Raw genomic sequence first — 12564 nt, 5'->3', positions numbered from 1 at the left:
CTGCTGGTTTTTTCATGTGCAAGACATGGGCCATGCGCGCGCATCTTGTTGTTGCGTCAGGACAGTCACAGCGCAGGCAGCATGTAACCTTCGAGCATCTGGCGGACACGGGTCTTGAGCATCTTGCCGGTGGCTCCCAGAGGAATGGTGTCGACAAACACCACATCATCGGGAATCTGCCACTTGGCCAGCTTGCCCTGATAGAACGCCAGCAGCTCGTCCCGTGCCAGCTCCGTGCCTGGCTTGAGGGATACCACCACGATGGGCCGCTCGTCCCATTTGGGATGGGGCATGCCGATGCAGGCGGCCATGGCCACTGCGGGATGCCCCATGGCAATGTTTTCGATGTCGATGGAGCTGATCCATTCACCGCCGGACTTGATGACGTCTTTGCTGCGGTCGGTGATCTGCATGAAGCTGTCGGGGTCGATGGTGGCCACGTCACCGGTATGGAACCATCCCTGCTCAGATACCGCCGGGGCGTCGCTGCGGAAGTAGCGCTCGATGACCCAGTTGCCCCGTGCCATGAGGTTGCCATAGGTCACGCCGTCATGCGGGAGGGTCTGACCGTCGTCATTCATGATGGCCAGTTCGACACCAAAGACTGGGCGCCCCTGCTTGACCAGCAGTCTGCGCTGATCGTCATGGGACAGGGACTGGTGCTTTTGCTTGAGGGTACTCAGCGCCCCCAGAGGGGACAGCTCGGTCATCCCCCAGGCATGGATGACCTGGACCCCCATGCGCTCGAAGGCGTCGATCATGGCAGGCGGGCAGGCTGCTCCCCCTATCACGGTGCGTCGCAGGGAGCTGAAACCGGCCTGAATGCCCTGCACATGCATGAGAAGCATCTGCCACACGGTGGGCACCCCTGCGCTGAACGTGACCTGTTCGCGCTCCATGAGCTCATGGACCGAGGGGCCGTCGAGTGCGGGGCCAGGAAACACCAGCTTGCATCCAGTCATGGCTGCGCTGAAGGGAATGCCCCAGGCATTGACGTGGAACATGGGCACCACAGGCAGTACGACGTCTCGGGCACTCAGGCACATGGCGTCGGGGGCAATGGCAGACAGGGCGTGAAGAATGTTGGAACGGTGGGAGTAAAGAGCGCCCTTGGGGTTCCCGGTGGTCCCGCTGGTATAGCACAGGCCGCTGGCTGTGTGTTCGTCCAGGCTGGGCCAGTCGTAGGTGGTGGGCTGATGGGCGATGAGAGCCTCATAGCTCGACAGGTGGGGAATGCCGCTGTCCGGAGGCAAGGCATCGGCATTGCACAGGGCAATCCAATGCCGCACCCCAGGGCACTGGGCATGAATGCGTTCCATGAGCGGCAGAAAAGTCATGTCGAAGCACACAACCTCGTCTTCGGCGTGGTTGATGATCCAGGCCATCTGGTCGGGATGCAGCCTCGGGTTGATGGTGTGGATGATCCGCCCATTGCCGCTCACCCCGTAGTACAGCTCCAGATGGCGGTAGCCATTCCAGGCCACGGTGCCCACGCGCGCGTCTGCACTCAGTCCCAGACCATCCAGGGCATGGGCAAGCTGGCGGACCCGGCGCGCAGCGTGGTGCCAGGTGTAGCGGTGCACATCCCCTTCCACCCGGCGCGAGACGATTTCGGTATCTCCATGGTTGGCGGCAGCAAACTCGATCAGCGAGGATTGCAGCAGGGGTTGGTTTTGCATCAGTCCGAACATGGAAAGCGATTCCGTATAAAACAAAAGGGTCTGCACAGCCACCGGCAGCATTGGATATATGCAAAGCAGAAACGTTGCCGTATTTTCTGCGTCAAAAAATACAAATAGCAGTGCGTTGATGAAAAATAGGTGAAAACCTGATGCAGGTCGGGGAATTCGGCCATCCTGCACAATGCAGACATGAGTGACGTTTCCTCGACCCCGCTACCCGCCCCTCCTCCGCCGACGACCGGAGCTGAAACTGTGCCCGCCTCTCAGCCTGAAGGGCCTGCATGGTCTCCTGGCCTGGCGGAACTGGGTGACGCTTTCGTCACGCATCTGCCCCCGCACCCTCTGCAGGATCCCCACTGGGTGGCGATCAGTCCACAGGCCGTGGCCGATCTGGGACTGGATCCGCTGTGGATGCAGGAGGAAGACGCGCTGCGGCTTTTTTCGGGCAATGCCGTGCCGCACGCCAGCCGACCATGGGCCAGCGTCTACAGCGGACACCAGTTCGGAGTCTGGGCAGGACAGCTGGGAGATGGCCGCGCCCTGACACTAGGGGCCTTTCAGGATGCCTCCGGCGCCCTGCAGGAAATCCAGCTCAAGGGCAGCGGACTGACGCCCTATTCACGCCATGGGGACGGACGTGCGGTGCTGCGCTCCTCGATCCGGGAATTCATCGGCTCGGAAGCCATGCATGCGCTGGGCATACCGACCACCCGCGCGCTCTGTCTCACGGGCTCCTCCGAGCCGGTGTACCGGGAAACGGTGGAAACAGCCGCCGTAGTCACCCGATTTGCCCCGAGCTTCATCCGCTTTGGGCATTTCGAGCACTTTGCGGCCCGCCGGCAATGGACACCCCTGCGGCAGTTGGCCGACCATGTGATCCACACCTGGTATCCGGAATGTCTGCAGGAGACGCAGCCCTATGCGGCCTTTTTGCGGCAGGTCAGCCTGCGCACGGCAGAGATGATCGCGCAGTGGCAGGCAGTGGGCTTTGCGCACGGTGTCATGAACACCGACAACATGAGTATCCTGGGCCTCACGCTGGATTACGGGCCCTTCCAGTTCCTCGATGCCTATGACCCTGGGCATATCTGCAATCACAGCGACCATGCAGGCCGCTATGCCTTCGATCGACAGCCCGATGTGGCGCAGTGGAACCTGTATGCCCTGGCGCAGGCCCTCCTGCCCCTGATCGAAGATGGAGAAGCCGCCAAGGCCGCAGCGGAGGCATTTGCCCCGCATTTTCATGCCACATGGCAAAGTCACATGACACGCAAGCTCGGCCTGCAGGACGATGCGCGCGCCCGGGCCCTCCTCCAGGATCTGCTGACCCTCATGCACATGAGCCGTGTCGATTACACCCGCTTCTGGCGCACGCTGGCGCGCTGGGTGCAGGGCGAAGTGCCGCAGGAGCAGCTCGAAGACCACTTCACCTGCCGTGCCGAGTTCAGGGAATGGCTGCAGAAGTACCAGGCCCATCTGTCCGGCGAGCAAGGAGTGCTGCCGCAGGTGGGCGCCGTCATGCTGCAGGCCAACCCGGCAGTGGTTCCCCGCAACTATCTGTGTCAGAACGCCATCGAGGCCGCCGAACAGGGAAACTCCCGTCTGGTGCAGGATCTGCTTGAGGCATGTACTTCTCCCTTTGATTCGCGTTGGGACGACACGCCCTATGCCGCCCTGCCTCCCGCGTGGGCGGCAGGCCTCACGCTGAGCTGCTCCTCCTGAACGGCATGCCCATGGTGGATCCCTCCCGTTTCCTCTTTTCCGTTGACTTCCTGTTTTTGCAAGGAGCTGTGCATGTCGTCCTTTCCTGTCGCCAAGTCGCCTGAAGAGTGGCGTGCCCATCTGGCTGCGCGCCAAGCCGAGCCGGGCGCCTATGAAATCACCCGGCAGGCTGCCACCGAGCGTCCCTTCACGGGGGTTTATGCCGACTTCGACCAGCCGGGGCTGTACCGTTGCATCTGCTGCGATCAACCGCTGTTTTCGAGCCTGACCAAATTCGACGCAGGCTGCGGCTGGCCCAGCTACGGAGCGCCCGTGCGCCCTGGCGCCATCATCGAGCGCACGGACGCCAGCCATGGCATGGTGCGTACCGAGGTGCTCTGCAGCCACTGCGGGGCCCATCTGGGCCACGTCTTTCCAGATGGCCCAGCTCCCACGGGGGACCGGTACTGCATCAATTCGGCAGCACTGGCCTTCGACCCGGAATCCCCATCCACCTGACCTTCGCATGGCCCTTGGCTGAAAGACGCGACATCCTGCAGACTGTCGCTCCACTGCCCCCTTTCACACGCACCCCACGAGAAGCTGCTGCAGATGTTCTGCATCCTCGGATGCCTCTGCCAGAAAACAGCGCACAATCTCGGCTTCTCTGCACTCTGTCCTCTCACTGCCCCTCGATGAAACAGCTTCTCGACCTCATTCCCATCATCGTCTTCGTGGTGGCCTACCGGCTGCAGGGCATCTATACCGCCACAGCAGTCCTCATGGGTGCCACCGTGGTACAGATGGCGGTGGTGTATGCGCTCGATCGCCGCCTCAGCCCCATGCACAAGGCCACCCTGGCGCTGATCCTGGTCTTCGGCACCCTGACGCTCACACTGCACGACGAGCGCTTCATCAAGTGGAAACCCACCGTGCTTTACGGTGCCATGGCCCTGGTACTGGCGCTGGCGCTGCTGATCTGGAAGCGCAATCTGCTCCAGCAGATGCTGGGCAGCCAGCTGGAGCTGCCCCAGGCCGTGTGGCAGCGCCTGGCATGGTCCTGGGTGGGCTACTGCGTGTTCATGGCCGCCATCAATGGCTATGTGGCCCAGTTTTTCACCACTTCCCAATGGGTGGACTTCAAGCTGTGGGGCTATGCCTTTCCTCTCGTGTTCCTGGTGGGACAGGGCATCTACATTGCCCGCTACATGAAAGCGCCCTCTTCCTCCTCCGGTTCCGACTCCGCATCATGACTGACTCTGCCTTTTCGATTCCTACCGCCGACGCCCTGCGCGCACAGCTCCAGTCCACCCTTTCTCCCACCGTGCTGGAGGTGCTCGACGAAAGCGGCACCCACCGCGGCCATGCCGGGGCCAACGACCTGGGATACGGCACCCATTTCAGGGTGCGCATAGGGGCTCCGGCCTTCGAGGGTCAGGCACGCGTGACCTGCCACCGGCTGGTGTATGACGCGCTCGATCCCTTCATTCGCGCCGGCCTGCACGCGCTCGTCATCGAGATCGTGCGCTGACGCACAAAGCCTGCCCCCGGGCGTCTGCTGCCCGCAGGGTGCGCTATAGTCCAAATTTCCTCACCTCATCTCCCTCGCTGACATGAAAAAAATGCACATCGCGGCGCTTGCAGGCGCCGCCTGCGTGGCTGCCACTGCGGTATTTGCGCAGAATCTGGCCATCGTCAATGGCAAGGCCATCCCGCTGGCCAAGTACAACTCCATCGTGGCAGCCGTCAAGGACCAGTCCGCCCAGACGGGCCGTCCCCTGCCTGTCGGCTATGAAGACCGCATCAAGTCCAAGCTCATCGAGACCACCGCGCTCGTGCAGGCTGCAGAGGCACGCGGTCTCAACACCACCCCCGAATTCCGCGAGAAAATGGACGAGGCACGCGATGCCATCCTGATCTCCCTGCTCTATGAGCAGTACAAAAAGACCCATCCCGTCACCGACGCGCAGGCCAAGGCCGAATACGACCGCTTGGTCGCTGCCAACGGCACCGAGTACCGCGCGAGCCACATTCTGGTGAAGACCGAGGCCGAAGCCCAGAAGGTCGAAGCCGAGCTCAAGAAGGGAGCCAATTTCGGCGCTCTGGCGCGCAAGTATTCTCTCGACCCCGGCTCCGCACGCCGCGGCGGCGATCTGAACTGGTCGGTGGCCAGCAACTACGTACCGCCCTTTGCCCAGGCGCTGGAAACCCTCAAGAAGGGGCAGATCACCGCCACGCCGGTCAAGAGCCCGTTCGGCTACCACATCATCCGGCTCGACGATGTGCGCAAGGCCCCGGTACCCGCCTTTGAGCAGGTCAAGGGACAGATCAGGGACCAGATGGAACAGCAGCAGATCATGCGCTTCCAGCAGGAAATGCAGGCACACGTCAAGATCCGCTGATCCTTGCTTCCGGCATCGCACAGGCGAACCTCCCCATGGGCGGTTCGCCTTTGCTTTTTCAGCCTCCTGCCCCACAATTGCGTGCCATGCTTTCCCATCAGCTCGAACTTCTCAGCCCCGCCCGCACCGCCGATATCGGCATCGAAGCCATCCGCCATGGAGCAGATGCCGTCTACATCGGCGGCCCGGCCTTCGGTGCCCGTGCCAACGCCTGCAACAGTGTGGAGGACATTGCCCGTCTGGTCGAATTCGCCCACCGCTACCACGCCCGCATTTTCGTGACGCAGAACACCATCCTGCGCGACGACGAGCTCGAACCCGTGCGACGGCAGATATGGCAGCTCCACGATGCGGGTGTCGATGCCGTGATCGTGCAGGACATGGGCCTGCTCGAACTCGACCTGCCCCCCATCCAGCTCCACGCCAGTACGCAGGCCGACATTCGCACTCCCGAAAAGGCCCGCTTCCTGCAGAACGTGGGCTTCAGCCAGCTGGTGCTGGCACGGGAGCTGACCCTCGAACAGATCGCGGCGGTCCGCGCTGCCTTGCGCCCTGACACCATCATCGAGCACTTCGTGCATGGTGCCCTGTGCGTTGCCTACAGCGGGCAGTGCTACATCAGCCACGCCTCGACCGGGCGCAGCGCCAACCGGGGCGACTGCAGCCAGGCCTGCCGCCTGCCCTGGGAAGTGCGCGACAGCCACAACCGCATCGTCGCGCACGACAAGCACGTGCTCTCCATGAAGGACAACGACCAGAGCGCCAACCTGGCCGCCCTGGTGGACGCGGGAGTGCGCAGCTTCAAGATCGAGGGACGCTACAAGGACATGGGCTACGTCAAGAACATCACCGCCCACTATCGCCGGCTGCTCGACGATCTGCTGACCCAGCGGCCCGATCTGGCGCCTGCCAGCAGCGGACAGTGCTGCTTCACCTTCACGCCCGATCCCCGGCAGAACTTCAACCGCGGCAGCACCGACTATTTCACCCACGGCCGCCAGCAGGACATCGGCGCCTTCGACAGTCCCAAGAACCCGGGCCAACCCATCGGCTACGTCACGCGGCTGCACCCCACCAGCCTGGAGCTGATGCTGGACGATGCCGCTGCCACCCTGCAGAACGGAGATGGCCTGTGCTACTTCGATTTGCACCATAACCTTATCGGCCTGCAGATCAACCGCGCAGAGAAGCTGCCGGGGAGCAAGCCCCTGTGGCGCATCTTCCCCAAGGACCCCATGCACAGCTTCCGCGATCTGCGGCCCGACACCGTGGTCAATCGCAACCGCAGCATGGACTGGGTGCGCACCCTCGACCGCCCCAGTGCCGAGCGCCGCATCCCGGTCTGGGGCACCCTGACGGATACCGCCGAAGGAGTCGCCCTCACCTACACCGATGCAGAAGGCTTCAGCGGACAGGCCAGCCTCGTCTGCGACAAGGCCCACCCCCGCGACATTGCGCGCGGTCGCGCAGCCCTGGAAGACAACCTGCGCAAACTCGGTACCAGCGCCTACCGCGCAGAGCACATCGACCTGCGGACCGCCGAGCCCTGGTTCATTCCCTCTTCGCAGATCAATGCCTTGCGCCGTCAGGCGGTGGAAGCACTCGATGCCGCCCGGCTGCAAGGCTACCCCCGCCCACAGCGGGCACCAGCAGTGGAACCCGCCGTCTCTTTTCCCGAAGACACACTCACCTATCTCGCCAACGTGTTCAACCACAAGGCGCGGGATTTCTATGCGCGCCATGGCGTGCGCCTCATCGCCTCGGCCTATGAAGCGCATGAGGAAGAAGGCGAAGTTCCCCTCATGATCACCAAGCACTGCGTGCGCTTCAGCCTGAGCCTCTGCCCCAAGCAGGCCAAGGGCGTACAGGGTGTGCAGGGCCAGGTGCGCGCCGAGCCGCTCACCATTACCCATGAGGGCGACACCTACACCCTGAAGTTCGATTGCAAGCCTTGCGAGATGCACGTCATGGGCAAGCTGCAGCCCTCGATCCGGCGCCGCGGTGTGGTGCCGGCCGAGGAACGTCCGGCTGCTGAAGTTCCCATCATGTTCTACCGCTCCCGCGCCGATCAGTCCGCCTGAAGCGGTGCTCGCTCGCCACCTCTTCGCCTCGCGCAATCCCCATGAGCGACAGCTCCTCCACCTCCATCGCACTGCCCTGGCTGGAACCCCACCAGCCCTTCCCTCCTGTGGAACAGGCGCTGGATGCAGACTCACCCTGGCCTGGTCTGCTGGCGGCTGGAGGTGTGCTGGATGCCGTCACCCTGCGCATGGCCTACGCACAGGGCATCTTCCCATGGTACAGCCAGGAGCAACCCATTCTGTGGTGGAGTACCGATCCGCGCATGGTGCTGCGCCCGCAGAACTTCCGCTTTCACAAATCCCTGCGCAAGCGCATGGCGCACTTCCAGGCCGATCCCGCCTGCGAAATCCGCGTCAACCATGCCTTTGAACAGGTCATGCACGCCTGCGCCGAACCACGCGAGGGACAGGACGGCACCTGGATCACCCCCGACATCCTGTCCGCCTATGTCGACCTGCACCACCAGGGCCTGGCCTACAGCGTGGAAACCTGGGTCAACCACCAGCTCGTCGGCGGACTCTATGGCGTGGCGCTCGGACACGCTGTATTCGGCGAAAGCATGTTCACCCGCATTCCAGACGCCAGCAAAATCGCTCTGGCCGCCCTCATCGGCATCTGCAGCGCCCAAGGCGTCGAAATGATCGACTGCCAACAGGAAACCGCCCACCTCGCCCACATGGGCGCATCCCCCATCCCCCGAGCCGAATTTCTGCAATCCATCACCCGCACCCAGTACCAACCGCCCCTGAACTGGAACCTGTCAGGCAGATTGTTGGCGGTTGCTGGGTGGTAATCCCCCCGCAAATTCAGTGCGCTGTGGGCTGTTGCCGATTTCAAAGACACCTTGTTAAGGTGGAAGATGAAACCGGAGGTGGTTCATGGAGAGAAGAAGGACATTCAGCCGAGAGTTCAAACTCGAGGCGGTCAAGCTGGTCATCGAGCGTGGCGTGGCCGTGGTCCAGGCGGCCAAGGACCTGGACGTTCACGAGAACGTGCTGCGCAAATGGGTTCGTGAGCTGCGAGACGAACCCCAGGAAGCCTTTCCTGGCAACGGTAAACAGAAGGCTCAAGACGCGGAGATAGCACGGCTGCGCAAGGAAGTGGCCAAGCTCAAGATGGAGCGCGACATCCTGAAAAAAGCCGCGGCCTACTTCGCGAAGGAGTCGATGTGAAGTTCGGCTTCGTGGCGAAACACCGGGGGGCATGGCCGGTCAATCTGATGTGCGAGGCGCTCGGTGTCTCGCGAGGCGGCTTCTACGCGTGGCTCACACGGCCCAGGAGCCGACGCAGCCTCAGCGATGAGGTGCTGGGCGCACAGGTTCACCAGAGCTTCATGCGCAGTGACCACACCTACGGCGCACGCCGCGTGTGGCACGACGTTATGGAGCAAGGCCAGACTTGTGGTCTGCACCGCATCGAGCGCCTCATGCGCGAACACTGGCAATTTCCGCCACTGCGCCCATTGCTCACGTGCAGTCGAAAACGATTCGACCTCAGCGCCAGTGTCAGCCCAATAGGCAATGAGCGCCAAGATCAGCCCCTATTCGAGATGGCGCGGACGCGAATGGCCGTTCTTGCGGACTTCCCTCGATTCTGACTGGAATCACTTTGGCGACTTGAACGCAAGAAAGTCCTCCAATGCATGAAATTCCAGTTGCTTGGGGCGCTTGGCTGGCGTCAGATAGTCCTCGATGTCGGAAAAAATCTTGTCGTAGTCTTGGAGATCCTTGTCCGTGTAAACGATCACGGGAATCCCGCGCTTGCGGAAGTACGCCTTCAATTTCGACATTTCTCTCTCGAAATTGGCTTGCGCTTCTTCGTTGATGGCCTTTTGGGTTTTGCCCTTGGTGCCAGAAAGAAGGCCATGAGTCGACCAGGGAGACAACTCGAACCCTACCTTGGACAGCGTGTACGGATCGATAACGGTGAAGTCCAGGCGATGCTCGTGCTTGACCTCTTTCCCACCATAGCGCAGTTCGGGAATGAGCAGCGGCACATCTTCCGGTGCTGCACTTTCTCGAACAAACTCGCAGTAGAGCTTGGCAATGGCAAGCTCGTGCGCTGAGCCGGAGTTCCGCACAAGGGTGTTGCGAAAGAACGAAAGATACTGCTCGACGTCGTTGAACGTGATGCGCTCGTCCTCATCAGGTATGACGAACCCGGTTTCCAAGATGTGGCCGATCGTCCAATACTTCGGTTTGAAGTGCCTGATCTCGCTCTTGTCGTTTTCCCACGCCCCGTTCTTGAACCTCGGCGTCACGAAGATTCCATAGGCGGCATTTTTCTGGCCGATCCAGATCTCCGCCTCTTCAACGTCCGGGCGCTTCTTGGACAGGGCGTCGTAGTTCCTGAGATAGGTGCGCGTCAGAAAGAGCTTGAGCCACTTGAGCACCTTCTTGTGGTTTCGGACATGCACGTAGGCATCGAAGTAGCGATTGCCTGCGCGTGCGTAGATGCCCAGTCCTTCCAACGTCCGCAGGAACCCCTGAAAGTACAGGGCCACGAATTGCTCGGGCGTGTCGATCACCTCGTTCTTGATGTCGATGTACTCTGCATACTTTCCGCCATAAGTCGCATTCAGTGAGTGCTCGTTCTCGTATCCTGTCAATTCAAGAACATCGTCAAGACGGTCGTTAATCTCTTCGGTCAGCTTAGCGATCTGCTGATTGCGTAGGGTCTTTACGGGATCTCTTTTTGCCATCGTCTCTGCCGCCTCCAAAATGGTTCATCTCGCTTACATATGGTAACCCCGGTTATCCGAAGCACCGACCGATATGAGTTGAAACGGCGATGCCCTTTACGATCCGGCATTCACAAAGGCTGTCACGTACCAATTCGAATCTGACAAGCCTGCCGGGATCGATTTCCGTCAACTCTTGATGTAGCTGCGTCGATGGACAAGATCATTCGTGGTCGTTCGCTTCAACGCACCCTTCCCGCAATGGGGGATGTGCACCCGCTCACAAAATTCAAGCGCGAAGCCTCTGCATCGTGGGCATTCACGTTCTCAGTCTCAGTTGCCTCATGACAACCCGCACGCATCTAGTTATAATTATCGACCAGGCGCTCGCCGTACTTGCACGCGAGTAGAAACAGGCTCTTCTTCCATCGTTATCGATCTCCCTTCCGGACCTCGTCATCGGGGACTTAAACGCGTGCGTCTGCCCCGATGCGGCGAGGTGAACCGAAAGGAAGACGCATGACTTTCAAAGCACTGGCGCGCGCCGCGCACCAATCCCTGCAGGCCCGCGCGGGCCGCGACATCCGCCACAGCCACGTACACGAACTGCTGGCCGCGGCTTTCGGCTACAGGACCTGGGCCGCACTGACCACGGACGCGCTGTTGGCGGACCATGGTGTCGGTCAGGCCCCGCAGGCTTCCGCTGGGCCGCAGATCGCCGGCCGCGCGCTGCAACTGCAGTACGGTCAAACCGAGGCGCTGGCCATGGCGGACGCTCTGAGCGAATTCATCGCCGACAAGCAATTGGGTGTGGTTCGCTGGACGACGCTGGCACCACTGCTGCCCATGGCCACGCAGTCCACAGCACTTGGCGCGGATGACGAGGACGGCGATGCGGATGAAGACCTGGATGACTGGGACGATGCCCCCCGTCCATCGGAAAACGCGACCGCCCTCCCCCGCGAGCAGCTCCTCTCCTCGGAACTTCTCCTGGAGAGCCTGGAGCACGCCGCGACGAAGAACCCGCATGCACATCAGGTACTGGCTGCGTTGTTCCGTTGCAGGAAGCCCAATCCCTACCTCTACGAAGAGTCGCTGAAGGGGCGCCAGCTCACCGCCAGCGAACGTGGCTGGGTCGAGCAGTATCTGTTGCTGGCGCCCCTGTATGTGCGCTATGAGGCTCATTTGAAGGCTGCCGCCGAAGCTGGTGTGCGCGCCGCTGCGCTGGAGTACGGGACGGTCTTCGAGCGCCCGGAGTTCATCGCCCTGGCCGAACGCTTGGACGGCCACGTTGACCCCGAAGAGATGGCGCGGGTGGCCACGAGCCTCGAATCCCGCACCCGGTGGCTGCGCCAGGCCGCCGCGGCGGGTTCTCGCCGAGCCTTGGAAGACCTCGCCGATCTCGGTGACCCCTGGGCCCAAGAACGCATGGCCCCCCGAGCCAGCATGCACTGGCTACGAGACGCTGCCGAGCACGCTCTTGCCGACAACGATCCGGTGCGTGCCTGGGTCTGGCAGTACGTGGCGCTGGCGCGCGGTGAAGACCTGACGCGTTCCACGTTGGCAGCCCGCCACGACGGCGGCTCGAACGATGGCGAGTTCTACGACAGCGACTTCGGCGGGCCGCTGTACGTCGATGGCGACGAAGGACTTGCTCTGCCCGAACTGGAGCGTGACCAGGACCGCGAAGCGCGGGCGAAGGCCCAGGCGATCCTGCGACCTTGAGCGCATTGGCATCGGCGCACACGATGCCAAGCCGAAAACAGGGGCTCGAAGCAGTGGCTGGGAAAATACTGGCATTGCTTCGCCGTCCCTCGTTGCCATGCCCGTCCACTTCGCCATGATCCAGCTGTTCGATTCCGTCCAGGGCAGTCTCGCCGAGATCGAGCTGGCGCACCCGGACATGCCGCGCGGCGAGCGCCGCTGGCTCTGGATCGAGCCCAACTGGGTGACGCTCCTGCACCCCGTCAATGAAGGGACACCGGCGCGTACCTGGACGACACCGAACGCGAGCTGA

The 12564-nt window shown here is 62.0% G+C and carries 11 protein-coding genes and 1 pseudogene; 10 read left to right on the top strand and 2 right to left on the bottom strand.

All coding sequences use genetic code 11. The features are described 5' to 3' along the window. Positions 1 to 65 precede the first annotated feature (65 nt). On the bottom strand, positions 66 to 1691 hold the full coding sequence (locus tag ACP2WS_RS01230; protein ID WP_426459109.1) for a 3-(methylthio)propionyl-CoA ligase: 1626 nt from the start codon (positions 1689 to 1691) through the stop codon (positions 66 to 68). Positions 1692 to 1871: 180 nt separating this feature from the next. Between ACP2WS_RS01230 and ACP2WS_RS01225 the strand changes: the two genes are divergently transcribed. From ACP2WS_RS01225 to ACP2WS_RS01190, 8 genes and pseudogenes are all read left to right on the top strand, one after another. Then, the gene (locus ACP2WS_RS01225; RefSeq protein WP_426459108.1) at positions 1872 to 3404 is read left to right on the top strand and encodes a protein adenylyltransferase SelO; all 1533 of its coding nucleotides are present in this window, start codon (positions 1872 to 1874) and stop codon (positions 3402 to 3404) included. A 72-nt stretch (positions 3405 to 3476) separates the two neighbouring features. Then, complete coding sequence (msrB, locus tag ACP2WS_RS01220) at positions 3477 to 3902, top strand: peptide-methionine (R)-S-oxide reductase MsrB (RefSeq protein ID WP_426459107.1); 426 nt, start codon at positions 3477 to 3479, stop codon at positions 3900 to 3902. Between the two features lie 176 nt (positions 3903 to 4078). Next, a complete protein-coding gene (locus tag ACP2WS_RS01215; RefSeq protein ID WP_374490693.1) occupies positions 4079 to 4636 on the top strand; it encodes a septation protein A in 558 nt (185 codons plus the stop codon). Then, positions 4633 to 4914, top strand: coding sequence for a BolA family protein (locus ACP2WS_RS01210; protein ID WP_426459106.1), 282 nt, complete (start codon positions 4633 to 4635; stop codon positions 4912 to 4914). Before ACP2WS_RS01215 ends, ACP2WS_RS01210 begins: the two co-directional genes overlap by 4 nt. 82 nt (positions 4915 to 4996) lie before the next feature. Further along, positions 4997 to 5785 (top strand): peptidylprolyl isomerase, encoded by a 789-nt coding sequence (locus ACP2WS_RS01205; RefSeq protein ID WP_426459104.1) that lies wholly within the window; start codon positions 4997 to 4999, stop codon positions 5783 to 5785. Positions 5786 to 5871: 86 nt separating this feature from the next. Then, on the top strand, positions 5872 to 7866 hold the full coding sequence (locus tag ACP2WS_RS01200) for a peptidase U32 family protein (protein ID WP_426459103.1): 1995 nt from the start codon (positions 5872 to 5874) through the stop codon (positions 7864 to 7866). A 41-nt stretch (positions 7867 to 7907) separates the two neighbouring features. Beyond that, positions 7908 to 8660, top strand: a complete 753-nt coding sequence (gene aat, locus ACP2WS_RS01195) for a leucyl/phenylalanyl-tRNA--protein transferase (protein WP_426459101.1) — start codon at positions 7908 to 7910, stop codon at positions 8658 to 8660. A gap of 85 nt (positions 8661 to 8745) precedes the next feature. Beyond that, positions 8746 to 9302: pseudogene (locus ACP2WS_RS01190) on the top strand (transposase); the annotation flags it as partial. A gap of 168 nt (positions 9303 to 9470) precedes the next feature. Here the strand turns inward: ACP2WS_RS01190 and ACP2WS_RS01185 are convergent. After that, positions 9471 to 10568: a topoisomerase gene (locus ACP2WS_RS01185; protein ID WP_374490684.1), complete on the bottom strand. Its 1098-nt coding sequence runs from the start codon at positions 10566 to 10568 to the stop codon at positions 9471 to 9473. Positions 10569 to 11066: 498 nt separating this feature from the next. Between ACP2WS_RS01185 and ACP2WS_RS01180 the strand changes: the two genes are divergently transcribed. Then, complete coding sequence (locus ACP2WS_RS01180) at positions 11067 to 12272, top strand: hypothetical protein (protein ID WP_374493809.1); 1206 nt, start codon at positions 11067 to 11069, stop codon at positions 12270 to 12272. 97 nt (positions 12273 to 12369) lie between these two features. Beyond that, positions 12370 to 12564, top strand: a complete 195-nt coding sequence (locus ACP2WS_RS01175; protein WP_374493811.1) for a hypothetical protein — start codon at positions 12370 to 12372, stop codon at positions 12562 to 12564.

This window comes from Brachymonas moutaii (nom. illeg.) (assembly GCF_049977365.1).
Lineage (GTDB): Bacteria > Pseudomonadota > Gammaproteobacteria > Burkholderiales > Burkholderiaceae_C > Brachymonas.
Note: the sequence above shows the minus strand (reverse complement) of the source record. Positions and strands in the feature narration are given on the sequence as shown.